General features: G+C 33.8%; 25 protein-coding genes. 12 read left to right on the top strand and 13 right to left on the bottom strand.

Annotated features, from left to right (window positions below):
• Nucleotides 1-52: 52 nt before the first annotated feature.
• Nucleotides 53-1000 (bottom strand): LCP family glycopolymer transferase, encoded by a 948-nt coding sequence (locus MT340_RS03165; protein ID WP_243588763.1) that lies wholly within the window; start codon nucleotides 998-1000, stop codon nucleotides 53-55.
• Nucleotides 1001-1113: 113 nt separating this feature from the next.
• Entirely contained in the window at nucleotides 1114-1905 is a 792-nt protein-coding gene (locus MT340_RS03160; protein WP_243588762.1) for an inositol monophosphatase family protein, read from the bottom strand.
• A gap of 508 nt (nucleotides 1906-2413) precedes the next feature.
• Here MT340_RS03160 and MT340_RS03155 point away from each other — a divergent pair.
• The 6 genes from MT340_RS03155 to MT340_RS03130 all read left to right on the top strand — a co-directional run bounded on the left by MT340_RS03155 (nucleotide 2414) and on the right by MT340_RS03130 (nucleotide 7949).
• Nucleotides 2414-3112 carry a helix-turn-helix transcriptional regulator gene (locus tag MT340_RS03155; protein ID WP_243588761.1) on the top strand — a complete coding sequence of 233 codons (699 nt, stop codon included), beginning with the start codon at nucleotides 2414-2416 and terminating at the stop codon, nucleotides 3110-3112.
• 91 nt (nucleotides 3113-3203) lie between these two features.
• Nucleotides 3204-3581, top strand: coding sequence for a hypothetical protein (locus tag MT340_RS03150; RefSeq protein ID WP_243588760.1), 378 nt, complete (start codon nucleotides 3204-3206; stop codon nucleotides 3579-3581).
• Between the two features lie 102 nt (nucleotides 3582-3683).
• A complete protein-coding gene (locus tag MT340_RS03145) occupies nucleotides 3684-4751 on the top strand; it encodes a MupG family TIM beta-alpha barrel fold protein (RefSeq protein WP_243603582.1) in 1068 nt (355 codons plus the stop codon).
• Nucleotides 4739-5626: an N-acetylmuramic acid 6-phosphate etherase gene (gene murQ, locus MT340_RS03140; RefSeq protein WP_243590227.1), complete on the top strand. Its 888-nt coding sequence runs from the start codon at nucleotides 4739-4741 to the stop codon at nucleotides 5624-5626. The genes MT340_RS03145 and murQ overlap by 13 nt, the downstream gene beginning before the upstream one ends.
• Nucleotides 5627-5639: 13 nt before the next feature.
• Nucleotides 5640-7076 carry a PTS transporter subunit EIIC gene (locus tag MT340_RS03135; protein WP_243588759.1) on the top strand — a complete coding sequence of 479 codons (1437 nt, stop codon included), beginning with the start codon at nucleotides 5640-5642 and terminating at the stop codon, nucleotides 7074-7076.
• Nucleotides 7077-7949: a MurR/RpiR family transcriptional regulator gene (locus tag MT340_RS03130; protein WP_243588758.1), complete on the top strand. Its 873-nt coding sequence runs from the start codon at nucleotides 7077-7079 to the stop codon at nucleotides 7947-7949.
• Between the two features lie 217 nt (nucleotides 7950-8166).
• Here the strand turns inward: MT340_RS03130 and MT340_RS03125 are convergent, their stop codons facing one another.
• Nucleotides 8167-9555 carry an amino acid permease gene (locus MT340_RS03125; protein WP_243588757.1) on the bottom strand — a complete coding sequence of 463 codons (1389 nt, stop codon included), beginning with the start codon at nucleotides 9553-9555 and terminating at the stop codon, nucleotides 8167-8169.
• A 405-nt stretch (nucleotides 9556-9960) separates the two neighbouring features.
• On the opposite strand from MT340_RS03125, the gene MT340_RS03120 reads away from it, so the two are divergent.
• Together MT340_RS03120 and MT340_RS03115 are read left to right on the top strand one after the other, a co-directional pair.
• On the top strand, nucleotides 9961-10311 hold the full coding sequence (locus MT340_RS03120; RefSeq protein WP_243588756.1) for a hypothetical protein: 351 nt from the start codon (nucleotides 9961-9963) through the stop codon (nucleotides 10309-10311).
• Entirely contained in the window at nucleotides 10311-10499 is a 189-nt protein-coding gene (locus MT340_RS03115; protein ID WP_243588755.1) for a hypothetical protein, read from the top strand. The genes MT340_RS03120 and MT340_RS03115 overlap by 1 nt, the downstream gene beginning before the upstream one ends.
• A gap of 62 nt (nucleotides 10500-10561) precedes the next feature.
• Here the strand turns inward: MT340_RS03115 and MT340_RS03110 are convergent, their stop codons facing one another.
• The 3 genes from MT340_RS03110 to MT340_RS03100 all read right to left on the bottom strand — a co-directional run bounded on the left by MT340_RS03110 (nucleotide 10562) and on the right by MT340_RS03100 (nucleotide 12399).
• Nucleotides 10562-10753 carry a hypothetical protein gene (locus MT340_RS03110; protein ID WP_243588754.1) on the bottom strand — a complete coding sequence of 64 codons (192 nt, stop codon included), beginning with the start codon at nucleotides 10751-10753 and terminating at the stop codon, nucleotides 10562-10564.
• Nucleotides 10754-10759: 6 nt separating this feature from the next.
• A complete protein-coding gene (locus MT340_RS03105) occupies nucleotides 10760-11404 on the bottom strand; it encodes an HAD-IA family hydrolase (protein WP_243588753.1) in 645 nt (214 codons plus the stop codon).
• An 80-nt stretch (nucleotides 11405-11484) separates the two neighbouring features.
• Nucleotides 11485-12399, bottom strand: a complete 915-nt coding sequence (locus MT340_RS03100; RefSeq protein ID WP_243603581.1) for a bile acid:sodium symporter family protein — start codon at nucleotides 12397-12399, stop codon at nucleotides 11485-11487.
• Nucleotides 12400-12690: 291 nt separating this feature from the next.
• Between MT340_RS03100 and MT340_RS03095 the strand changes: the two genes are divergently transcribed.
• Nucleotides 12691-13221, top strand: a complete 531-nt coding sequence (locus MT340_RS03095) for a hypothetical protein (protein WP_243603580.1) — start codon at nucleotides 12691-12693, stop codon at nucleotides 13219-13221.
• Nucleotides 13222-13978: 757 nt separating this feature from the next.
• On the opposite strand, the gene MT340_RS03090 is transcribed toward MT340_RS03095, so the two are convergent.
• A complete protein-coding gene (locus MT340_RS03090; RefSeq protein ID WP_243588750.1) occupies nucleotides 13979-15580 on the bottom strand; it encodes an alpha-glucoside-specific PTS transporter subunit IIBC in 1602 nt (533 codons plus the stop codon).
• Nucleotides 15581-15777: 197 nt separating this feature from the next.
• Between MT340_RS03090 and MT340_RS03085 the strand changes: the two genes are divergently transcribed.
• Nucleotides 15778-16539, top strand: a complete 762-nt coding sequence (locus MT340_RS03085) for a MurR/RpiR family transcriptional regulator (protein WP_243588749.1) — start codon at nucleotides 15778-15780, stop codon at nucleotides 16537-16539.
• A gap of 62 nt (nucleotides 16540-16601) precedes the next feature.
• Here MT340_RS03085 and MT340_RS03080 read toward each other — a convergent pair whose 3' ends face one another.
• Together MT340_RS03080 and MT340_RS03075 are read right to left on the bottom strand one after the other, a co-directional pair.
• Nucleotides 16602-17117 carry an SRPBCC family protein gene (locus MT340_RS03080; protein WP_243588748.1) on the bottom strand — a complete coding sequence of 172 codons (516 nt, stop codon included), beginning with the start codon at nucleotides 17115-17117 and terminating at the stop codon, nucleotides 16602-16604.
• 138 nt (nucleotides 17118-17255) lie between these two features.
• Nucleotides 17256-18551: a Na+/H+ antiporter NhaC family protein gene (locus tag MT340_RS03075; RefSeq protein ID WP_243603579.1), complete on the bottom strand. Its 1296-nt coding sequence runs from the start codon at nucleotides 18549-18551 to the stop codon at nucleotides 17256-17258.
• 79 nt (nucleotides 18552-18630) lie between these two features.
• On the opposite strand from MT340_RS03075, the gene MT340_RS03070 reads away from it, so the two are divergent.
• Nucleotides 18631-18753: a hypothetical protein gene (locus tag MT340_RS03070; RefSeq protein ID WP_279390690.1), complete on the top strand. Its 123-nt coding sequence runs from the start codon at nucleotides 18631-18633 to the stop codon at nucleotides 18751-18753.
• 51 nt (nucleotides 18754-18804) lie between these two features.
• Here MT340_RS03070 and MT340_RS03065 read toward each other — a convergent pair whose 3' ends face one another.
• From MT340_RS03065 to hutG, 4 genes are all read right to left on the bottom strand, one after another.
• Nucleotides 18805-19686 (bottom strand): SDR family oxidoreductase, encoded by an 882-nt coding sequence (locus tag MT340_RS03065; RefSeq protein WP_103365555.1) that lies wholly within the window; start codon nucleotides 19684-19686, stop codon nucleotides 18805-18807.
• Nucleotides 19687-19815: 129 nt separating this feature from the next.
• Nucleotides 19816-20943, bottom strand: a complete 1128-nt coding sequence (locus MT340_RS03060; RefSeq protein ID WP_243603578.1) for an amidohydrolase — start codon at nucleotides 20941-20943, stop codon at nucleotides 19816-19818.
• Nucleotides 20940-22121, bottom strand: coding sequence for a SulP family inorganic anion transporter (locus MT340_RS03055; RefSeq protein ID WP_243603577.1), 1182 nt, complete (start codon nucleotides 22119-22121; stop codon nucleotides 20940-20942). The genes MT340_RS03060 and MT340_RS03055 overlap by 4 nt, the downstream gene beginning before the upstream one ends.
• A gap of 348 nt (nucleotides 22122-22469) precedes the next feature.
• Entirely contained in the window at nucleotides 22470-23405 is a 936-nt protein-coding gene (hutG, locus tag MT340_RS03050; RefSeq protein WP_243588745.1) for a formimidoylglutamase, read from the bottom strand.
• A 260-nt stretch (nucleotides 23406-23665) separates the two neighbouring features.
• On the opposite strand from hutG, the gene sdpC reads away from it, so the two are divergent.
• Nucleotides 23666-24709, top strand: a complete 1044-nt coding sequence (sdpC, locus tag MT340_RS03045; RefSeq protein WP_243588744.1) for a peptidoglycan release complex CPBP-like subunit SdpC — start codon at nucleotides 23666-23668, stop codon at nucleotides 24707-24709.
• The last annotated feature ends 22 nt before the right edge of the window (nucleotides 24710-24731 follow it).

Raw genomic sequence — 24731 nt, 5'->3', positions numbered from 1 at the left:
CTCTTCGTTTAACACTAAAGTTAGAGTATGCGTGTGTATTAAAGATAAATAATTATTTATCTAAATTGTTATTGAGTAAATCTGAAGCTTGTTGTTTAGAAGAATCATTAGGAATAAAGTACCATAGCCCATCACTTTGAATGCCACCATGGCCATCTAGTTGATGACGACTTACAGTATTATTAGCGTCTTTGTAATTGCTTCTAATCGCATTCATATCACTTAAAGTTAGATCTGTCGTTACATTCTTTTGAATTTCTCCAATCAATGATGGGAAATGAGTTAATGCAGAAGCACTCGTCATTTTATTTGCCATCGCTTGTAATACAAGTTGTTGACGCTCTTGGCGACCAAAGTCACCACCTGCGCCTTCTTCTTTACGACTTCTGATGAATTCCATAGCAGTTTTACCATCTATGTGTGTGTTTTGTCCTTTAGTAAAATGTGTACCGTTTACAGTGAACGTATCGTTACTTACTACATCTACGCCACCTAATGCATCAATCATTTCATGTAAGCCATCCATATCAATAGTGGCATAATGATCAACAGGAACGTTCATTAATTTTTCAATAGATTTAACTGCCATTGTTGGGCCACCATATGCGTAAGCATGGTTAATTTTTTCTGTAGAATTACGGCCTACAATTTCAGCTTGTGTATCACGAGGAATACTTACTATCTCTGTCGTCTTTTTCGATGGATTTATTGATAATAACATTATTGAATCACTACGTTCCCCATCGTTTACATTTTTACGTTGGGCATCAGAATCGACACCAAATAATGCGATTGTAAATGGGTCACCATTTTTTAAATTAACATTATTAGACCGTAATTCTGAGTGTTGACGGTTCAAAGGGTTATGAATTTTGTCACCAGTAACATAAATACTAGCAACTATAAAAATAACTGCTACAGTGGCTAATACAACTAAAATTCCAATTATCCATAGTAAAATCTTCATGGGCAGGCTCATCTTACTTCGAGTGCTACGCATCCTACCACTCCTATCTTATTTTATAAAATATATCTATATCATTATATATGAAAATTATTTATTTTCTATACATCTCAAGTTGTAATTTTCACAAAAATAAGATAGTTTATGTACTACTTTAAATAACCGTTTCCTTCATTCAAAATAGATAACATGTCTTCGTAGCACCCTTTATTACTAATAATGAACGGACCACCTTTAGCAAAGTCGAGAGGTTGACCATCTAATCGTGTCATCTTTAAGCCAAGTTGTTTGGCAAATAAGAATTGAGCCGCAATATCCCATGGTTTAGGATTAGTATTCATATGTGCACCAAATTGCCCTTTAATCACACGCACAGAATCTAAACCACATGCCCCAATATATCTCACACCAAACGCCGCATTGTATAATGCTTTAGTTGCACGGTCATTAATATATTCAGAGCCAAAAGAAATGATAGCATCTTCCAGTCTAACTTCCTTAGGTGGTTGTAAAGGTTGCTCGTTCATATATGCGCCTTGTCCTTTAATCGCTTTATAAAGTTTTCTATGTGGGTAATCATAAATATATGAAAGTTGTGGTTCTCCATTTTCAAAGTAAGCTAAAATGATACAATAATCTTCCTGTTGTTTAACTAAATTAGCAGTACCATCAATTGGATCCATAATCCATAAATGACCTTCATAAGGTTTAATCGAATCATTGCTTTTTTCTTCACCTAATAATTGATGCCCCGGAAAATGTTCAGCAAGATACTCCTCAAATTGATGTTGTAATTGCTTATCAACATTTGTTACTAAATCAAAGCGATCCACTTTAGTGTCTGTAGTCATTTCAGCAATCAACCTAGGTATCACATTGTCTAAATGTTCAAGCCATTGTGCAATGTGCTGATCAATATGTTGAAGTTGGTTTAGTTCCATCTCTTGCACCTCATTTATATTATTTCAATTTATTTTATCTTAAAATCACATTTCTTTATATATTAAGTTAAATGAAAATAAAAAAATCGGCTAGTCATCTGCTAGCCGACAAATAGAAAGGAAAGTAAGTAATAAATATTGAAGATGTTTCGATGTAACTCGAACGATTCACAATAAGCTATCTGTTATATAGCTTCTACCCCTTTGTTTGAAATCGTTCTCCCCTGTTACAAATATTATATTAGCATAAATAAGTTGTATATGTAAGCGTTTTCCAAATAAAATATGTTTATTTTTACACCTGAAATCTACTGTTAGCCATTAAATGTCTTACATCTCAGTCTTATGTTATAATTAATGTAATATGTAACGTATAATGATTGTTAAATTAATCTAAATTATAAAGACTGAAAGCAAATCTTTATCAATTGAAGAAGCGTAAGATCTAATGAAGAATGAAAGGGTTTGTCTACAGTCTGATATGTAATGTCTGTGGGTGGTGAAAATATTGAATAAACAAGAAAGACAAAAACAAATTATTTTAGCTATAAAACAAGGACATAAAGTCAAAGCTTCCGAATTAGCTCAACAATTTGATGTTTCAGTGCGTACGATTACTCGAGATATGGCAGAATTAGAAGCGAAAGGGGTTCAACTATACACTTCTAAAGGTAAACGTGGAGGCTATGAGATCCATAACACTGAAGAAGGTATCCAATTCACTTTAAATGAACAACAGATCATTGCCTTATTTTTAACTTTAATTGAAAGTAGATCTTATTCAACATTGCCATACACTGAGTCGATCGAAACGATTATTAATCAATGTCTTAATTTGTCTAACGTCCGACTACGTCATTCACTAAGACATATGAATAATTACATCAAATTCGAAGACACACAGGATATTACATTACCTAAATTGTTTGCAGACATTTTAATTTATAGTAATGAACGTCACGTGATGCTTATTGATTTTCAAAAGGATAATACGTTTATCGCTGAAAATGTTATCTTTATTGGCTTACTTTGTCGCAACGGCACATGGTTAGCTATCATTTATGAAATAGGTTCTGGTTGCACGCGCGAATTACCAGTACTTGATATATACGATATTTCTTATTCTTTTGAAAAAACGATTAAAACTTATGATATTACTATTGATAACTATACTGAATTTTTAAATCCAGTCGAGGAAGACGACTAGTAATTACTTGCTTGCAGTTCTTCCTCCTCGATCGGCATATCCTCCATCAACCCACTTCATTTCTCTGAATTACCTCAAAAGGAGCAACGCCATGCCAAACTCTCAACCACCCATTAACTATCAGCACAATTTAATTGAACTACTTACACTTATTGAAAAAATAAAATATTACTATTTTATGGATCCTAAACTTCTTAACCAAGCTATCGAACAATTTAATATAACAATTGAAGCGTATTATTCGGAAACAAATACACACCAACACGAAAATATTGCCAATCCTACTTTATTGCTATCTCCTACTGCATCTACTGCACCATTTACTACTTACCAAAATTTACTTCATTCATTACATCAACAACCGCTTCATCACTTTCAACGAGGTGAAATACTCTGCGATTTACATGAACGACAACGTCGTATTCATCAAACTTATATATCGATTCTATCTAAGTTTAATAAATTATAAATTTCATTCATTTTTGAACATTAGCTCCCTCTAACCCAAATTGTCTTTAAACACGCAACACGATATAATAAGTTTAGATTAATGTATCTTAGGAGGTATCTTATGTTAGGTTTCTCAGTGTACTTAGGTGAACCATTAAATAAAGACTATATCTTAAAAATGATAGGCAAAGGTTACCGTTATATATTTACATCTTTACAAATTCCTGAGGAGAATGAAGAAACGAAGTTGACATATCTGGGAGAATTATGTCAGTTATTACAGAATACATCTGTAACTTACATTATTGATATCCATCCTTCTTTACTTAATCAACAACTTTACAGTTTTTTACAACAGTATCCAAATGGGGATTTTGTGATCAGAATAGATGACCATTTAAATATGGCTCTAATCCATGAACTTTACACACATAATTTGAAATGTTGTTTAAATGCTAGCACGATTACTTCAGATATACTTAATTCAATTTACACGCAAGAACATTTACCTGAAATATTATACTGCCATAATTATTATCCGAGACCAGATACTGGTCTATCTTTGAGTAGCGTACAAGAACGTAATCAATTAATTACTCAATATGATGAGGATGCGCAGATTATCGCTTTTATCCCAGGTACCACATTAAGAGGACCTTTATTCAAAGGTTTACCTACTATCGAACATCATAGATACACACCTACATTATTAGCTGCACATTCATTACTTACTATCGGTATCCAGCACATTATGATTGGCGATTTAGCCATTAGCGATGATAAAGCTAATGCCTTAGCACAAATGATACTTCATCGCCATTTTGTTATTACCGTTTCATCTTATTCTTCTGCCTATGCAGAACTCATATTTAGAACTCATACATCGCGTATCGATACACCGGAGCATCTTATTCGTTCCAAAGATTCGAGAACGATAAACCATCTTACTATTGAACCAGATCATCACCATGACTATGTGCGCAAGAAAGGTACAATTACAATCGATAACCTTTTAAATAAGCGCTATGAAGGTGAACTTCAAATGATTAAATCAGAGTTACCGAGTCATCCCAACATGAATCATGTTGCTACTGTTTCATCTAAAGATTTATATATTCTTGATTTGATTCAACCTGGCGACACATTTGACCTTATTTCTGAAAAGGAGAACTGTCTATGGAACACTTAACAACAGAAAGCAGAAATCTACATACTATGCACTTAGATGAAATGTCTATCTCAGAAGCACTACAAACAATGAATCAAGAGGACCAACAAGTAGCGCAAGTTGTTGCACAAGTTTTACCTCAATTACGCAATGTTATTGAGCAAACAATACAACGCTTCCGTAGCAACGGTCGTCTTATCTATATCGGCGCAGGCACAAGTGGGCGCCTTGGCGTATTAGATGCTGCTGAATGTGTACCGACATTTAATACTCAACCTACTGAAGTAGTAGGTATCATTGCAGGTGGAGAACAAGCAATGACTGAAGCAGTAGAAGGCGCTGAAGATAACGTTGAGATGGGCGCTAAAGATTTGCAAGATATTCATTTAACTGAAAAAGACATTGTGGTTGGTATTTCAGCAAGTGGCCGTACGCCATATGTTAAAGGTGCACTAGAATATGCAAATACATTAAATGCCATGACAGTCGCATTATCATGTAATACCAATAGTGATATTAGCAAATTAGCGCAATTTCCTCTTGAAGTACCAGTTGGGCCTGAAGTATTAACTGGGTCAACTCGATTAAAGTCTGGTACAGCTCAAAAACTTGTTCTAAATATGATTTCTACATTAACAATGATTGGCATTGGAAAAGTGTATGATAACTTAATGGTTGATGTAAGACCAACAAATTATAAATTAGAGCAACGTTCTATTCATATTATTGAAGATATTTGTGGCCTGAGCTATGAGGAAGCTTTAAATTTATATGATCGTTCTGATTCTAATTTAAAAGTTGCCATTGTAATGAACTTATGTGATACCACTAAAGAAGACGCTAAATTAAGATTATTAAATCACAACGGAGTGATTAAGCAAGCTATCAAATCTTAAGGAGGCATTACAAATGAACAAAAAAGAACGTCTCGCACATGATATTTTGCATGCTGTGGGTGGAATTGAAAATGTTAATAACATCATCCATTGTATGACACGTGTACGTTTAAAAATAATTGATGATAATAAAATTGATTACACTGAGTTAAAAAAGCTCGATGGTGTACTTGGAATTGTTAAAGATGAACGCCTTCAAATTGTGGTAGGTCCAGGTACTGTAAATAAAGTGGCGCAAGAAATGGCTAAAGTTAGCGGTACTCAGTTAGGTGAAGACATCACTCATGCTTCTAATCATCGACAACACATTGAACAACAAGCCAAAGACAACAAAGCTTCATATAAAAATAAGCGCAAACAAAGCAAAATGAACCAAATATTAAAAACGATTGCAAATATTTTTATTCCTTTAATTCCCGCTTTTATTGGCGCTGGCTTAATTGGAGGCATCGCTGCTCTTCTTAATAACTTCATCACTGCTGGTACGATATCTGCGGACTGGGTGAAACAACTGGTTGCGGTATTAAATGTAATTAAAGATGGGATGTTAGCATACTTAGCAATCTTTACTGGTTTCAATGCTGCCAAAGTCTTTGGAGCTACACCAGGTTTAGGTGGTGTTATCGGGGGTACCACATTACTAACAGGAATTACTCCAGAACATCCTATTAAAAATATTTTTACAGGTGAACCATTACTTGCTGGTCAAGGAGGCATTATCGGCGTAATCCTCGCTGTATGGTTACTAAGTTTAATTGAAAAAAGATTGCACAAAGTTGTTCCTAATTCAATTGATATTATCGTAACCCCTACCCTTTCACTTTTAATGATTGGTTTATTAACTATCTTTATCATTATGCCTATTGCCGGCTTTATTTCAGATGGTTTAGTAAACGTTGTCAATTGGGTAATTGGCGTATGTGGTCCATTTAGTGGTTTTATTATTGGTGCATTCTTCTTACCACTTGTTATGTTAGGATTGCATCATATTTTCACCCCTATCCATATTGAATTGATTAATCAATCAGGCGCTACGTATTTATTACCTATCGCCGCTATGGCTGGTGCTGGCCAAGTAGGTGCTGCACTTGCGCTATGGATAAGATGTAAAAAGAATACAACCTTACGTAATGCTATTAAAGGTGCTTTACCAGTCGGATTTTTAGGTATTGGTGAACCGCTTATTTATGGGGTAACGCTTCCTCTAGGACGTCCATTTATAACAGCATGTATTGGTGGCGGCATAGGAGGCGCAGTCATAGGTGCAATCGGCCACATTGGTGCTACCGCTATTGGACCTAGTGGTATTTCTTTATTACCATTAATTGCCCATCAAAAATACCTTGGCTATATCATTGGCCTAGTCTCTGCATATATAGGAGGATTTATATTCACATATTTCTTCGGTACGACTAAAGAAATGAGAAACTTAGACAAATTAGGTGATTAGATGACAAATATTTTATATATCATTGATGAGAATTATAGTTCATTTTCTAAAAATGAGAAAAAACTATCACGCTTCATATTAAATTCACCGCATGCTCTATTACGTATGACCAATCAAGAAGTTGCTGAAGAATTAAACATTAGTGTGTCAACGTTAAATCGATTTAGTCAGAAATTAATGAATACAAGCTTTCAAGTACTTAGAGACGAGTTACAAACATTATTTCCAAAACAAATGACACCTTATAATATCGAACTTGTGAACGATGAATCTGTTGAAACTTTGAAAAAGAAGCTTAAGGCTCGTGCAGAAGAAGCTTTAAAGAAAAGCGCGAGGTTTACAGACGATGCCACTATAGATAAGATTTGCGATAAATTTAAACAATCAGAAACAATTTTTATCTTTGGATATGGTGCTTCATTTGTTTGTGCTACTGACTTATATCAAAAATTGTCACGCATCGGATTAAATATTCAACTTATTCAAGAAACACATTTGTTTACTACAATGTTATCTACACATAGTGCGAAAGACTGTGTCGTCTTTATTACTAATAATGGTGAACAAAGCGAATTACAAGCAATGGTAAAAGTTGTTTCAGATTATCATATACCTATTATTGCCATTACAAGTTCTGATAATAACCCCATAGCGCGTCAATCTGATCTTGTGTTAACTTACGGTCACTCTGATGAGAATGAAATACGCATGGGTGCAACGACTTCTTTATTTGCTCAATTGTTTACTATTGATCTTTTATTTTACCGCTACATTGCGTTAAATTATCAGTCTTCATTGGACTTCATTACTCAATCAAAAATGGCATTAGATAACTATAGAAAACATTTATCAAATATAGAATTTAAACATTAAATAAATAACTATTTTAAATCAGACTGAAAGAAAACCTTTGTCAATCAAGGAGACGAAATACGTAACGACGGGAGTTTACTACTCGTAAATGACCTAGGCACGTATAAGTCGACAAAGAGTGAAAAGGTTTGTCTACAGTCTGAAAGGCGGTGAACTCTTGTTCACCGCCTTTTTTGAATAATGTGTTGTTTATAGTTTATTTATATTTTCAGCTTTATTATTTAACTTTGCGTGAAACATCATTTTTATGGTGTCCACGGACGAAATAGTAAACTGTTACGCCTGCTAAGAAAATGATACCGATAATAACAGATACGACTGTATCTTTATTAAATAACATACCTACAAGTACGACTAATAAGAAAATAATTGTAATGATACTTGCTGGAACACCACCAGGCATTTTGAATGGATGTCCTTCAACTTTTTCAGGATGTAATTGTCTGAAACGAATATGACTAATTAAAATCATAAACCAAGGAATCATACCTGGTAAAATTGAAGCACTGTATACATATACGAAAATGCTGTCTGCACCTTTAACGAATAAAGGAAGAATAACATTTAATAATGCACCAATTAAGATACCAATTGCAATGGCTAATACCGGGTAGAATGGTACACCATTTTTCATAACGCGAGTGAAGATTTTAGGCATTTGACCTTTATGAGCTAATGTATAAATCATACGACTCGCACTGAAGATACCTGAGTTACATCCTGATAATGCAGCTGTTAATACTACAAAGTTGATTAAACCTGCAGCGAAAGTAATACCAATTTTAGCAAATGTTGCAACAAATGGACTACCAATGTTTCCTAATTGATCCCAAGGGTAAATAGAAACAATTACAAAGATAGCACCGATATAGAAGATTAAAATACGCCAGATAACACCGTTAACCGCACTTTTAATATTCTTTTGAGGATCTTTAGTTTCACCTGCTGTAATACCGATTAATTCTACACCCTGGTATGAACCAATAACGATTGATAATGCAAAGAAGAATCCTACGAAACCGTTTGGCATGAAGCCACCGTGAGACCATAAATTAGAAATACCAATTGGATGGCCACCGTTACCAATACCAAAGAAGATTAAACCCAAACCTGCAATAATCATTAATAAGATTGTTACTACTTTAATCATTGCGAACCAGAATTCAAATTCACCGAATGCCTTTACAGATGTTAAGTTTGCTGCTAATAAAAGTAATACTGCAATAACACCTGGAATCCAACCTGGTAAATTCGGGAACCAATAGTTCATGTATTCACCAACGGCAATAACTTCACTCATACCTACTACAATCCACTGGAATATATTACTCCATGCTGTCATGTAACCAGCTGCTGGATGGATATAATCACTTGCGAATGTCGCGAAAGATCCAGTTGTTGGATTTAAGTAAATCATTTCCCCCATTGCTCTCATGATTAAAAATAAAAAGATACCTGCGATTAAATACGCAAAGATAACTGAAGGACCAGTCCATTTTATTGTACTAGTTGCTCCCATAAATAAACCAACACCGATAGTCCCACCAAGCGCTATCATTCTAATTTGACGTGCACTTAGCCCCCTATGTAATTCATTGTTATCCATATAAAATAACCCCATCTCTATTTAATCTAAGGTGGAATAGTTTTATTTTTCAGAAAACCTTTTTTGCTTTCCCTCTTTCCCTAAAAAACATCCTTTACCTTATTGAAGATATTATACTATAATTTGACAAAATTAAAACAAAAATTTTACAAATTTTTGAAATCGCTTCCATTACTATCATGATAAGTGTTTGCAAATTTTTAAAAACCTTGATTTTCCGGCTTTTTAACGCATTAAAGCGAGTTACTTTTTACAAATTTTTTTATTGAAAAATTTCACTTTTTTAAAATTCTACTATTTCATGGTTATTATTAATGTTAAATTTTTTTACAATTAGATATATCGATTTCAAAAAAATAGAATATGTTATACTCTTCTATAGATTAATTAAGGGAGCATATTAAAATGCAAGCATTAGTGAAAAAGAGTGCTACATTATCGGTATTCTTTGGTATTATATTTTTCTTATTAAATTATTTTTCAGCTAAACATGATACGATCAGTCCTTTGCTTATTAGAACCATATTAGCCACTTTAACTTTTTTTGTACTATATATTATCATTTTTTCTATTTTTAACTCTGATGCACGCAAAATTAAGTTTGGAATAACGTTGTCTAGTTCAGTAATCATCTTTTTAATCATTGGTGCATTATTCTTTTCTATTCAAATCGGTGTAATTATGGGACTTATTGTTGGTATTGCTGCTGGATTTATATGGGAAATCATTGAGAAAAGAAACGGAGGTACACATTAATGTCGATTATTATTGGTATTGTTTTAATTATTGTATTATTGTTACTAAGTTTAATCCCTAACTATAGAGCAATGAAACAAGCACAATCCCAAGGACAAAAAAGCACACGTTTTACTGTAATGGTAGGTGTTGACTTAATTCTGATTGTATTATTAGTAGTCACTATTATTTTAAAATTAATCATTTAAAACAAATATTAAAAGCCTTAACGTCATTTCATATGTGTTCGAAATGATGTTAAGGCTTATTTTTAAATTCTACCTTGTAATAGTAGAAAATACCCTACCGTTGCTAAAATTAAATAAATAATTGTACCCACAATAAATGAGCGTAGTTGTACTTTAAATGGAATATGCTTATTAAATATAGGTCCTAGTACTAAATTACCGATACCGATAATAATTGGTCCAGCTAAGAAGAATAAGATAATTTGCCAAGACATGCGGGTTTACTCCTTATCCTTTTCAAAAAAACGAGAAATAATTTCGTCAAAATTCAAATCTTTGCCAATGTATGGTATAGATGAAAAATCTTGCGCTTCAGTCATTTCATTTGTATTGACAATCACATCAAGTCCTGCATTTGTAGCACCCGTAGCGCCATTAGCTGAATCTTCAATAGCTAAACAATATGCCGGTGAATAATTGAGTTGTTGTACTGCAGTTAAATATAATTCTGGATCTGGTTTCACCGATTCAACCTCTTCACGACCAACAATTATATCAATATATTCGTCCAACCCTAATTTTTGAACAGTTGGTAGAATGTCTTTTTTATAACTGCTTGTCGCTATCGCCATAGGGATATGATGTTGTTTTAAATATGCCATTAACTTAGCGATTGTTTCTATCATTTCCAGTTCATGACTTGTTTGATTATGTTCATCGTAAATTTTTTGTTTATCTTCTTTGCCTATTTGGCTTTCGAGATAATCATGCAATCCCTGTGCATGCCCGCCAATATGACTACGGTAAAATTCTAATGTAACAGGCTCAACTTGATGATCCGATAAATGCTTATTAATGATTTCAAATAAGTGTTTTTCAGTATCAATAATGGTGCCATCGAAATCGAATACGACTGCTTTATACATATGATTACTCCTTTAAACTTTGCAATTATAGTTAAGTTTAACATATGCAATGAGCCAGTTCATGCTTCATTTTCAATGAATTAACGTTTAGACCAGTACTTAGCTAAAATAGGTCCTGATATATTATGAACGAAACTAAACACAGCTCCAGGTACAGCTGCTAAAGGACTAAAGTGAACTGTTGCGAGTGAGACCGCAAGTCCTGAATTTTGCATACCTACCTCAATTGACACAGCTTTTTTATCTTTACGGTCAAGCTTTAAGAGATTCGCTAAGGCATAACCCAAGATATAGCCACACACATTATGTAAAATCACTACTAAGAAAATCAAAGCTCCCGTTTGAAGAATGTGCGTTTTATTACCTCCCACAACTGCTGCTAAAATGAGAGAAATAGCTATCACAGAGATAATTGGCAATGCTTCAGAAGCTTTCTTAGTCATACGTTTAAAAAGTAATTGTAAAATAATTCCAAGTATTATTGGGAGAAGTACTACTTGTATAACTGACCAAAGCATACTTATGAAGGAAACATTTAACCACTCATGGGCAAATAGATAAATTAAAGCCGGCGTAACGAAAGGTGCTAATAAAGTTGACACACTAGTGATAGCTACAGATAGTGCTACATTGGCATTAGCTAAATAACTCATAACATTACTAGAAGTTCCTCCCGGACAGCATCCTACTAATATTACTCCAATAGCTAGTTCAGGTGGTAATTGAAAAATTTTGACAATGATATATGCCAAGCTTGGCATAATAGCAAACTGCAATATTACCCCAATAATGACTGATCTAGGAGTTTGAAAGATTAATTTAAAGTCTTTAGGATTTATTGTCATTCCCATCCTTAACATTACAACTCCTAATAGCCAAGGTACCGTTGATCCTAATGGTGCTAATTGCTTTGGAAACATAAATCCTATAATTGCTGCAATAAACATCCAAATTAAAAACGTTTTTGTCGCAAATTGACTCATTTTGGTTAACATTTATATCGCTTCTTTCATTAAGAAATAATGAAATTATAGTAGCACAAGAAAATGCGACAAGCAATAAATTTTCTGAAAATTTAAATAATTATTGTATTCTGCTACTTTAATATTTAAATAAGGTTAAGGATATATTACAAAAGAATTAAATTAAAGTTCGTTCAAAAGTCCTAGTGATTATATTCAAAAAGAGTGATACAATCAGTGTGTATTAATGAACGGCGTACGATTATTAAGACTTTATAGCTAAATGCGTTCTGCATAAAATAAATAAAATCAGGAGGTCATTGCATGTTGTTAGATAAATTCGAAACTTACATTCTTAACATTGTAGGTTTAAAATCTAGATCAACTCGAAAAAATTTAATCAAAGTTTGCAAAGATGTTAAATTTTGCGACTCTTTCCAATACGCTATTGTGAAACACAATAATATTCCAGCTTTAGAAGTAAGCTTGCCTAAACAACAACTTCCCTACTTCATTAGTTTTTTAAGTTTTTATCAATTTTCAATTTATCAAATTTTTTCACCTAAACATTTAAATACGCTATTAGATTCAGAGCAAGCTTATCAATCTTCTAAACGTTTCGATGTAGCGATTGATGGCCTCCAAGATGCATTTATTAAAGATAAAGTGATTGATATTATGACATATTTCTCTAATCACTTTGATATTAAATACACATTAAACAATAACTGCGCAAGTGTATGTTGCCCACCCGAAACTTTCACTAAATTACTACAAACAATAGCTTGTCGTAATATTGATATTTTATCAGCTACGTATAAAACACATGCAATGCATAAAGCAAATATTTCTTAGTAAAAGAAACACATTAAAAAGCATTAGTGATCATAGCATAAAGTAAGTGATTAAATTAAAAAGACAATTTCTATTAAATGATATAGAAATTGTTTTTTTTAATTTCCGATGTAAACTCATAAACGAATAAATCGTATTTTAGCGAGACTCTTATGATAATTATTATTGAATATAAGTAGTTCTAAGATGAATAACGAATGATATTGCGCGACTCTTTGCGTTTTTTTATTGAGCACAAGTGCAATTGCACTTGTGTAAGGCGTTCTAAGATAGATAACAAAACGTAGTTGAGTGACGCCTGAGGGAGCAGGATGAGTGTCGAGACCAAGGCTCGACCCAGCCCCCTAGGCAAGCATCTCAACTTAAGTGAGTGAATATCTATCTAAGAACGACTTTATAAGACTACAGGCTTAAGCCTTTCCCGCAAGAAAGCGTCGCAACAAAATGAGTAACATTCATCTAAGAACTTCTTTACAAGACCGCGGCTCGACCCAGCCCCCCCTAGGCAAGCATCACAACAGAATGAGCGAATGTTCATCTAAGAATTTCTTTAGAGACGGCAACCTAGGAAAGCTTAGCAACTTAAGTGAGTGAACATCTATATTAGAACTACTTTACAAGACATTTCCCTCTAGAGAACGAGCCAACAATACGAAGTATTATAAATAAAGAAGCCAGTAAATGAAATCATAAAATCATTTACTGGCTATTTTTCTAAGAATTATATCCCAGAATTTTATATTTAAATTGCTTTGATTTATTTTTTATCATTTTCATCGTAAACAAGATGTTCGAATGCCTCACGTACTTGTGGCACGGTCATACCGACTACGACTTGCACATTCTTACCACTTTTCACTAAGCCGTGGGCCATTTGATCATGTGTGAAGTAGCCACTATCTTCTACTTTAGATTCATCATTAACTGTTAAACGTAAACGTGTTGTACAGTTCGTTACATCTTTAATATTTTCTTTTCCGCCTAAACCTTCTAAATAGTAATGTGCTTTCGCTTCATATTCATTGCTTGGAGTGAAACCTGAATTATCAGTGTTTCCTTCACCTTTTTTCTCTTTATAATCTTTTTTAGAGAATAATTTCACTTCTTCTTCAGCACGACGACCTGGTAATGGAATGTCGAATTTTAAGATTAAGAATCTAAATACAAAGAAGTAAATTGCTGAGAAAATTAAACCAATAATTACTTGGGCTACATACGTCATCCAGTGATTTTGGCCCAATGGAATCCAGTTAGTAGCGATGAAATCTAATAAACCGCCACCCATGTTCCCTACAACGCCAAATGCATACATAATTGTATCCATTGTTGCTGCTAATAAAGCGTGAATAACAAATAAATATGGTGCGATGAATAAGAACGTAAATTCTAAAGGTTCAGTAATACCTACTACTACAGCAGTTAAAGTTGCAGGTACTAATAATGCTGCCACTTTCTTACGATTTTCTTTAGGTGTCGTTGAGTACATTGCTAAAGCAATACCAATAGCACCGAATACTTTACCGTTACCTTGTAACATGAATCCATAATGGAATTGATCTTTTAGTGGTTTGCTACTTTCAGCAAATTGATTTAAATGTCTGAACCATTCTGCTTTTAAGCCATCTTTAGCTACCACTGGTCCAACCTCGATTGGTGCGTAAATAAAGTGATGTAATCCAGTTGGAATTAATACACGTTCTAAGAAATGATATAACCATACACCGATATAACCTGATGCGATAATAAAGTGTTGCATTGATTCAATACCACTTTGAATTGTTGGCCATACAACACAAGTAATCGCAGCAATTGGTAACATCACAAAGAATGAAATCGTTACTACAAATGTTAAACCTTGGAATACGCCTAACATTTCAGGTAATTTTTTGCTGTAATATCTATTATGTATCCAAGTCACTATAGCTGAAATAATGATACCGCCTAAAATATTTGTATCCAATGTTGGAATACCAGCAATTGCTTTTAATCCAGTTACATTTTCAACACCTTTTTCTAAGTTAGCACCGAATGTATGTGGCCATTGAGTTAAAATTGCGTTGATAAATGTGTTGAACATTAAATATCCCATTAATGCTGCTAATGCCGCATGTCCTGGTGCTTTTTTGGCTAATGATAATGGTAAACCGACCACGAAGACGATTTCCATGTGATTAAAGATGACCCAACCACCTGATTCAATCACTGACCAGAATTTGAACCAGAATGTATGTTGATCAGCTAACCCACCCATAATTGTTGGGTTTTTAAATAATGTCGCAAATCCTAATACAATCCCAAAAAATGCAAACATTAATACGGGAACGATCATTGCGCTCCCAAAACGTTTAATCGCATTCATATTTTTACCCCCATATCCTTCCAATCTATATTGTTTAAATCACAAAATATAAAGCGTTTTCTTAATAACTTAACTTCATATTATAGTAAACGCTTTCATTTATACAACGGCGTTGACTGATTTTGAAATAATTTTGTATAATCAGTTTGTATTTTCTATAAGTGAAAATTTTTTCAGAAAGAATTAGAGGTGTAATTGTGCTATTAGATGAAAGAGTAAATGCCAATTTTGATAAATTAAATGATAATGACCTCCAAATTGCACATTTCGTTAATACTCATATTAATAAATGTAAGACATTAAAAATTCACGAACTTTCGCAATATACGCATGCATCTAATGCAACGATTCATCGCTTTACTCGTAAACTGGGGTTCGATGGCTATAGTGATTTCAAGTCCTATTTAAAATTTGAAAGCGAATCTTTAAGTCAATTACCAACGGATTCGATGGATGCTTTCAAACAAGAAATTGAAACGACTTTTAATTATCTCGATCGTGTGGATTATAATTTGTTAACAGACAAAATTAATCACGCCTCTACTGTCTATTTGTATGGAACCGGGCGTGCACAGAAAAATGTAGCCGAAGAAGCTCAACGTATTTTATTAACAATGCATAAAAATATTATTGTATTACATGATGAACATGAGATTAAAATGGTACTTAATCGCTCAATAGATGAAGATTTGTTCTTTATTATTTCTTTATCTGGTGAAACATCTCAGCTTACTGACGTAACGAATTTACTTCAACTTCGTCAAAAATATTTTATCTCTGTGACCACTATGAAAGATAATACACTTGCACAACATGCCAATTATAATGTTTATGTGGCGAGTAATACATTTTATTTATACGATGGCACAGATTATTCAAGTTTCATTAATTACCATATTTTCTTTGAAACATTATTACGTAAATATAATGAACGTAAAGAGAAAGGCGAATTATCTTAAATTCGCACATTAATATTCAAAAATAGCGCCAAATAGGTATCTACTTGGCGCTATTTTTATAATTAAAATAACTCATTATCTTCAACGTATTGTTGTAAAACTTGATGCATTTTATCAAACATAAGTTCTAAACCATGTACTGTTGAATCGTGATATTCTTTTTTCTTTTGTTTATATTCTAATGCTGAAAGGCGTCTTTCTTTCTCAACTAAAGACTGATAAAAGAAAAACATTTGCGTACCACCAAATTCACGTTCTTCAAACTCAACTTCAATCACATCTTCATGATCACTGAGTTCTGGCATTCCAATTGTCATCTTAATATACTCATTTTTTACTAATTCTTCATAAGTACCTTGGACAATATTTTGTTTACCGTTTCGTGAATCGACAATACGATACGAACCGCCTTCATGCATGTTCACATCAAACGCTTTATTTGTACGTTGCGATGTCATAAACCATTGTTTTAATAAATCTACATCCGTCCATGCTTTATAAACTAATTCTGGTGAATATTTTAATAAGCGTTCAATATGAATTTCAACATGTTCATTTTCCACGTTATACTTTGCCACTTGCTTCACCTACTTTCACTCTTATTTATATTTTAACGCATTTATAGTTAGGACCAAACATTCAACTATTGAAATTTATAAAATTTTTGGTTTTCATTTTCAAAAATTAAAAACTAAACCTTCGCATTAAAAAATAGGTTATGCCTTAGATTTAACTCTTGGATAGCGTACAAGAATAGCACCTACACCACATACCCCTAATAAAATGGAATAAATACAATAAGGCATCACACTAAACGGTGAAACACCTGCTACTGCCGCTGCTGCAATCACTTGAGGGCTATAAGGTAAAAAGCCTTGGAAACAGCCTGCAAAGATATCAAGTAAACTAGCTGATTTACGAGGATCGACATCATATTCATCGGCAATATTCTTCGCTAAAGGCCCCGCCATAATGATTGAAATGGTATTATTTGCTGTCGCAATATCCGCCGCGCTTACTAAGCCAGCAATACCAAATTCAGCACCACGTTTAGATTTAACTTTCGATCTTACAAAGTTGAGTAACCAATCTACGCCACCATTATGTTGAATAATACCAACTAAGCCGCCAATAAGTAAAGCAATAATCGCAATATCTTCCATACTCATAAGACCTTCAGACACTGCCTTTAATAAACCTTGCCAGCCAAATGAACCATCTATAAGTCCAATAATACCTGATAATAATGTACCACCAATTAATACAATAATAACATTAACGCCTACAAGCGCTAAGATTAAGACTAAAACATATGGTATCACTTTAATTAAGTTATAATCATAACTTTTTGAGTGATCAATAGTTATTCCATTCGTTAAGAAGAAAAGTACAATAATAGTTAAAATGGCTCCTGGTAACACAATCCAGAAATTCACCTTAAACTTATCACTCATTTTAGTTTTTTGCGTACGTACCGCTGCAATTGTCGTATCTGAAATCATTGATAAATTATCACCGAACATGGCACCACCTACTACAGTACCCATCGCTAACGCTGCAGAAATATCGGTCGCTTGTGCAAAGCCGAAACCAACAGGAGCAATAGCTGCTACTGTGCCTACGGATGTTCCCATTGAAATAGAAACGAACATACATATAATAAATAATCCTACAATAATTAAATTTTGAGGAATAAGGGATAGACCTAAATTAACTGTGGACGTGACGCCACCCATTTTTTCAGTGGTCGTTGAAAAGGCACCAGCAAGAATGAATATAAATACCATTAATATGATATTAGAATGCCCTGCCCCTTTAGTGAAAATCTCAATCTTATCTACAAATTTTTCTTTTCTATTCATTAATAAAGCAACAATAACAGTAATCGTTATTGCCACGTTAAGAGGCATATTTGTAAAATCACCTGTAATAGTACCTACGCCTAAAAATAAAGCGATAAATAATACTAAAGGAAGTAATGCCCAGGCATTGCCTTTCTTCCTATCTTCCATATTTGACCTACTTTCTATTATCTGACATCAATTTAACTTTAAAATTACAAGAATACTAAATTTACGTCAACCTATTTTTATGAAAATTACATATATTAGCATTTTTATTTATGATTTAGGTCGCTATATGATAGATGGTTCGTCTAACTTAACTCATGTAGTAAAACCATTCTTAGTTAAATACCATGACCTCAAAAATTAAAAATGCGAGAGCCTAAATTACAACTCTCGCATTGAACATTAACTTTGTTAATTAGTCGATTTGAATACCGCCTGTCACACCAAATACTTGGCCAGTTGTATAACTTGAATCTTCAGAAGCAAGCAATACATACGTACCAGATAATTCAACAGGTTGACCTGCTCTACCTAATGGTGTATCTTGGCCAAATTTAGGGATGGCAGATTGCGGTTGACCACCAATAATTTGTAATGGTGACCAGAATGGACCTGGCGCTACACAATTCACACGAATACCTTTTTCACCTAATTGTTCAGAGAAACTTTTCGTTAATGAAATAATCGCTGCTTTAGATGCCGCATAATCATGAATAAGTGGATTTGGATTATATCCTTGCACAGATGACGTTGTCGTAATTGAAGCACCTGGTTGTAAATAATCCAACGCTTTTTGTACTGTCCAGAAGACTGGATAAACATTCGTTTCAAATGTTTCTTTAAATGATTCAGTATCAAAGTCTTTTAAATCATCGTGATAGATTTGATGTCCCGCTACTAACGTCACATTATCTAATCCGCCAAGCTCATTGTAAGCTTGTTCCACTAAATCATAGTTAAATTGTTCATCACGAACATCACCAGGAATAAGCACCGCTTTACGGCCAGCTTTCTCAATCACTGCCTTAACTTCCTGAGCATCTTGTTCCTCACTAGGAAGATAATTAATTGCCACATCAGCGCCCTCTTTCGCGTACGCAATCGCAGCTGCACGTCCAATCGCCGAATCACCGCCTGTCACAAGCATCTTATAATCTTGTAAACGACCGTGACCGACATAAGATTCCTCGCCACAATCAGGTTGCGGAGTTAGCTCAGATTGTAAACCTGGCACCTCTTGTTCCTGTTTCTCAAAGTCTGACGTCTTAAATTTATTTCTTGGATCTTGTGCACCCATGTTAAATCATCTCCTATAGAATAATCATTCACTATTTACCCAACTTCATCGCCCTTTTAACCATACTTTTTGAAAAGGCAGAACCAAATAGCTCACGAAGATATATTATTCTTAAACAGCACTCACATATCATTTATACTCAGCAAGCAATTGATGAATCAACGTAATGAAGTACTCAGGCACCTTTTCCAAGATACGTTCATCAGGATCATACTTAGGATGATGTAAGTCATATTCACTATTAGAACCGATAAACGCAAAAACACCAGGATGATTAGCCAATAATCCTGAAAAATCTTCCCCAATGGTATAAGGATTGTCTAATTCAATGACTTTGTAACCAACCTTCTTAGCCGCTTCTTTCGCCTGTTCAGTTAATTTCTCATCATTCATCACTGCCTGTGGTAAATGCGTATAAATTAACTCAATTTCTACATTAAATAGTTGTTCAAGTCCTTTCGCAATATCTGTCATGCGCTGCTCAATGAGATTTTGAACTTCTGGCTTGAATGAACGTACTGTGCCTTGAACGTACGCACTATCAGCGATAACATTCCAAGTGTTACCCGAAGATACTTCACCAATAGTGACTACTGCACTATCAAAGGCCGATATATTACGACTCACAATAGTCTGTAAACTAGGAATAAGTTGGCCTAATACCATGACGGGATCATTACCTTGTTCTGGTTTAGCAGCATGGGCGCCTTTACCATGAATCTTAAATTCAAAACGATCCACCGCTGATGTTATTGGACCAGATTTAATTGCGAACTCACCTATTTCTAATGTTGGATAATTATGGAAACCTACAATAGCTTTGACATCATCTAATGCATTAGTTTCCGCCATAGCCAGCGCACCCGTACCCATTTCTTCAGCAGGTTGAAATAAGAATTTAACGCGACCTTTTAATGTAGATTCTTGTGCTTTTAACTTTGTCGCCACTGCTAAAATGCTTGCCATATGAATATCATGGCCACACGCGTGCATAGCGCCTTCATTCGTAGACGCAAAGTCATGTTCTACTTGTTCTTGAATAGGCAAAGCATCAATATCAGTACGTACGGCAATACATGGCTCTCCTTTTCCCACTTCCGCCACAAACCCTGTTTCAAATGAGATATCGATAATTTTAATATCATATTCTTGTAAGATCTGTTTTAAGCGTTTTGTAGTTTCATATTCATTATTCGATACCTCAGGATATTGATGAAATAAACGACGCCATTTAATGTAATCATTATAGTTTGTCATATCGTGTCTCGTCCTTTCTTTTTCAAAATAAATTGAACAATATAATATAAAAATGTACGTGCGACCACGCCAATTGCTAAATTATGCGTACTTAGAATTAAAATAATTGTAAATAACATGACAAATGTACGTGCTATAGGTGCTTTACGCAAATGCTTAAACGTCCGTCGATCAAATGTATTCAGCGATACGGTGATTAATACGCAAGCGAGCACTACCGTAGGAATTAAACCAACGATAGACGCTAAAATAAAAATAAAAGATAACAAAAGCAAACTAGTAACTAAAGTTGCTAAACGTGAAGTCGCACCCATTTTATAATAAAATTTCGATTGGCCAACAAGTGCACTACCCCCATAACCACCAAGTAAACCAACTAATACATTTGTTACGCCTAGAGCCACCACTTCTCTATCTTTATCGGCATGACTTTGTGTAATCACGTTCATCATTTCATTCGTTAAATTTGTTTGCACGACTGAAATAATAGCCATGGTCAAAGCATATAGAAAGATAATACTTAAAGCGTGAATATGAAATAATTCAGTTGGCAAGGCAAACTTTGGCACAGCAATGTGTATGTTAGCTAAATCTCGAACGAATTGTACGTGTGGTTTCACAAAATAAGTAATAATAGTCACGAGTATAATTGCAATCAATGGTGCTGGAATAGTCCGAACGAATTTAGAAGATAAAAATATAATCGTAAACGTGCTAATAGCGATGATATAGGTCTCCACAGAAATACCGAAGATGTACTTAATTTGTGTCGTTAATAATAAAATACCTAAAGCATTCATAAAACCTATAACTACAGTATCTGGAATATAATTTAATAACTTATCAATATGACATAGTCCGAATAAAAATAGAATAATCCCCATCATAATCGTTGCGGCAATCAAATAATGAACATTATAGTGTTCAACTAAAGGTGCACCCACAATAGAAATACCACTACTCGGACCAGACACCATACTCAAACGCACGCCAAAAAAACTTATAAAAAATAACACTAACCCACAGCTCATAATACCAATTGTCGGACTCACATGAACGATAAAAGAAAATGCTATCGTTGTAGGAAGCAACGCTAATCCCATTAAAATACCTACTAAAATATTTTGAAATATATTTTTATTCCATTGTTGTAAATAATTTTGATGTGGATGTCGCAAAGTGCCTCACCCTTTTTCTTTATCGTATCACAATTGTCAAACTTTTCTTTCAATTATTACTTATATTAAAAAAGTCGCTCTTCCATGGAAGAGCGACTAAAATTAAATATAATAAATTGTTTTATTATGACAATAATCAGAAGCAAATCATTTTAGAGAACAACAGAGCTAAAGCCCTTAGTTAAGAAATTCTAAAGATGACAATAAGTAACGTTGTATAACGCTCGAGGAGGTCAGAGTTATTGATAAACGTAAGTCTCCAAACACTTACGTAAGTAGTTCTAATGATTAAAATCAAAGAACTGCTTTACAAGACTACAGGCTTGAGCCTTTCCCACTCATAATTCATTACACAAGGAAATGATGAATTAAATTAGCAGCTAATCTTGAAGTACGATCATCAACATCATAATCAGGATTAGTTTCCGCAATACTTATTGAAGAAACTTTCTCACTTAAGATGACACGTTTACCTATATCAAATACAGAATGGGGATATAAACCTAAGACACTTGGTGAACTCACACCTGGCGCAAAGGCACTATCAATGACATCCATACAAATCGTAAACATGATTGTATCGTGCTCGTGCATGAATCGTTCAATTTTATCTTTAATAGTTGGGGAAACTTGATGTAGAAGCTCGTCTGCATAGACGTATATAATTCCTTTTTCATCGGCATAATCATATAACGCACGTGTATTACCACCTTGCGCTAATCCAAGTACTAAGTAATCCACTTTGTCATCCTCATCTAATATTTGTCTGAACATCGTACCTGACGTTGGTGCATCATCTGGACGTGTATCAAAGTGTGCATCAATATTTATGATACCGATAGAGGCATCAGGATAAACTTCTCTTGTCGCTAAATATTGTGCATAGGCAATATCATGTCCGCCACCAATTAAGAAGGTTTGATTATGATTTTTAATCACCTGAGCTGATAATTTAGCCATTTCTTGTTGCGTTTCACTAAGTTCACCATCTTCATATTCGACATTTCCATAATCTATTAACGCTTCACATTCACTTAAATCAGGCAATTTAGCAAATTCTCGTTTTACTACATCCGGTCCCTTTTTAGCACCTACTCTGCCTTTATTCAATTCAATCCCTTTATCTACGGCATACCCTAATAAACCAACACCTGATTTGTCTCCATTCATATCCATTTTTTCTAGATTAGCGAATTTTACTGTTTGAAAATGTCTAAATTGTTTTGGATCTGTTTCACTATCAATTCTGCCTGTCCATAATTTTGGATTACCTAGTGTATACATTGAGCTGCCCCCTAAAAAATTAAAAGTTATATTTAAATCATACATGATTTAATTCGATCATGTCATTATGCTCCTGGTATTATGTTTGATACCCATTTCTAATAATTTTAAGACATTAAAAATTGTTATCAATCAGATAAAAATAATTCAAGACTATTACATTTTAATGATATTTAAAATGGACAATTTATTTATAGCGAAGTAATATGTATAATATTAAAGAAAGAGTTTATACGGTTACCCTAATGGAGGTTACATAAATGAAGACTAATCGTATTTCAGGATTTCAATGGGCGTTAACAATTTTTGTATTTTTTGTGGTAACAATGGCGCTCTCAATTATCCTTCGAGATTTTCAATCTGCAATCGGAATTAAACGTTTTGTTTTTGATATTAAAAATTTAGCACCAGCTATTGCAGCTGTGATTTGTATCGCGGCTTTTAAAAATAAATCTGTACAACTTGCTGGCTTAAAATTTTCAGTAGATGTCAAAGTAGTAGAACGCATGTTACTTGCATTAATATTACCTTTAATTATTTTTATTATCGGTATGTTTAGCTTTAATGCATTTGCTAACAGCTTCATCTTACTTCAAGCTTCTGATTTATCAGTTTCAGTATTTACTATTTTAATCGGACATATTTTTATGGCTTTATTCGCTGAATTTGGTTTCCGTTCATATATTCAAAATATCGTAGAAACTAAAGTGAATACATTTTTCGCATCAATTATTGTTGGTTTAATGTATTCTGTTTGGACAGCGAATACCACGTATGGTACAGAATATGCTGCATACCATTTTCTGTACACATTTATGTTCTCAATGATTGTTGGTGAACTTATTCGTGCAACTCGAGGTCGTACACTTTATATTGCTGTTATCTTTCATGCAGCGATGACATTCGCTCAAGTCTTCTTATTCAGTGAGGAACTTGGAGATATATTCTCAATGAAAGTAATCGCTCTAAGTACGACAATCGTTGCTGTTGTCTTTTACTTATTAAGTTTAATTATTCACTTCATCTTCTATAGAACAACTAATCAATCTTTAGAAGAAGTTGAGCCAAATAATTATTTAGATCATATGGACGATGATGAAGATGTTGCTTCTGAAAGTGAAACTTCAACAACGCACGATGATAAGAAGGACAATGGCATTAAAGAGAATGAAGAAACACATTCAACTGACAGTACTGCATCAGCGAAAGATAAATTAGAAGAGAGTGCATCTTATGAGGATGATAGACATTCATCTGCAGTAGATAGCGCTAAAGATAAAATCAACGAAACTAAAAATAAGTAAATTATTCGTTAAAAAAGCCACT

Origin of the sequence: Staphylococcus sp. NRL 16/872 (assembly GCF_022815905.2) — a bacterium.
Taxonomy (GTDB): domain Bacteria; phylum Bacillota; class Bacilli; order Staphylococcales; family Staphylococcaceae; genus Staphylococcus.
This window is presented reverse-complemented; position numbering and strand designations above follow the sequence as displayed.

Coding starts and splice junctions, on each gene's coding strand:
- MT340_RS03065 (WP_103365555.1), bottom strand. CDS start 19,686: ATGGGTGCACAAGATCCAAGAAATAAATTTAAGACGTCAGACTTTGAG.
- MT340_RS03160 (WP_243588762.1), bottom strand. CDS start 1,905: ATGGAACTAAACCAACTTCAACATATTGATCAGCACATTGCACAATGG.
- MT340_RS03145 (WP_243603582.1), top strand. CDS start 3,684: ATGTTAGGTTTCTCAGTGTACTTAGGTGAACCATTAAATAAAGACTAT.
- MT340_RS03110 (WP_243588754.1), bottom strand. CDS start 10,753: ATGTCTTGGCAAATTATCTTATTCTTCTTAGCTGGACCAATTATTATC.
- MT340_RS03115 (WP_243588755.1), top strand. CDS start 10,311: ATGTCGATTATTATTGGTATTGTTTTAATTATTGTATTATTGTTACTA.
- MT340_RS03135 (WP_243588759.1), top strand. CDS start 5,640: ATGAACAAAAAAGAACGTCTCGCACATGATATTTTGCATGCTGTGGGT.
- MT340_RS03100 (WP_243603581.1), bottom strand. CDS start 12,399: ATGTTAACCAAAATGAGTCAATTTGCGACAAAAACGTTTTTAATTTGG.
- MT340_RS03075 (WP_243603579.1), bottom strand. CDS start 18,551: ATGGAAGATAGGAAGAAAGGCAATGCCTGGGCATTACTTCCTTTAGTA.
- MT340_RS03095 (WP_243603580.1), top strand. CDS start 12,691: ATGTTGTTAGATAAATTCGAAACTTACATTCTTAACATTGTAGGTTTA.
- MT340_RS03105 (WP_243588753.1), bottom strand. CDS start 11,404: ATGTATAAAGCAGTCGTATTCGATTTCGATGGCACCATTATTGATACT.
- sdpC (WP_243588744.1), top strand. CDS start 23,666: ATGAAGACTAATCGTATTTCAGGATTTCAATGGGCGTTAACAATTTTT.
- MT340_RS03130 (WP_243588758.1), top strand. CDS start 7,077: ATGACAAATATTTTATATATCATTGATGAGAATTATAGTTCATTTTCT.
- MT340_RS03125 (WP_243588757.1), bottom strand. CDS start 9,555: ATGGATAACAATGAATTACATAGGGGGCTAAGTGCACGTCAAATTAGA.
- MT340_RS03070 (WP_279390690.1), top strand. CDS start 18,631: ATGAAAATTACATATATTAGCATTTTTATTTATGATTTAGGTCGCTAT.
- MT340_RS03165 (WP_243588763.1), bottom strand. CDS start 1,000: ATGCGTAGCACTCGAAGTAAGATGAGCCTGCCCATGAAGATTTTACTA.
- MT340_RS03150 (WP_243588760.1), top strand. CDS start 3,204: ATGCCAAACTCTCAACCACCCATTAACTATCAGCACAATTTAATTGAA.
- hutG (WP_243588745.1), bottom strand. CDS start 23,405: ATGTATACACTAGGTAATCCAAAATTATGGACAGGCAGAATTGATAGT.
- murQ (WP_243590227.1), top strand. CDS start 4,739: ATGGAACACTTAACAACAGAAAGCAGAAATCTACATACTATGCACTTA.
- MT340_RS03120 (WP_243588756.1), top strand. CDS start 9,961: ATGCAAGCATTAGTGAAAAAGAGTGCTACATTATCGGTATTCTTTGGT.
- MT340_RS03090 (WP_243588750.1), bottom strand. CDS start 15,580: ATGAATGCGATTAAACGTTTTGGGAGCGCAATGATCGTTCCCGTATTA.
- MT340_RS03060 (WP_243603578.1), bottom strand. CDS start 20,943: ATGACAAACTATAATGATTACATTAAATGGCGTCGTTTATTTCATCAA.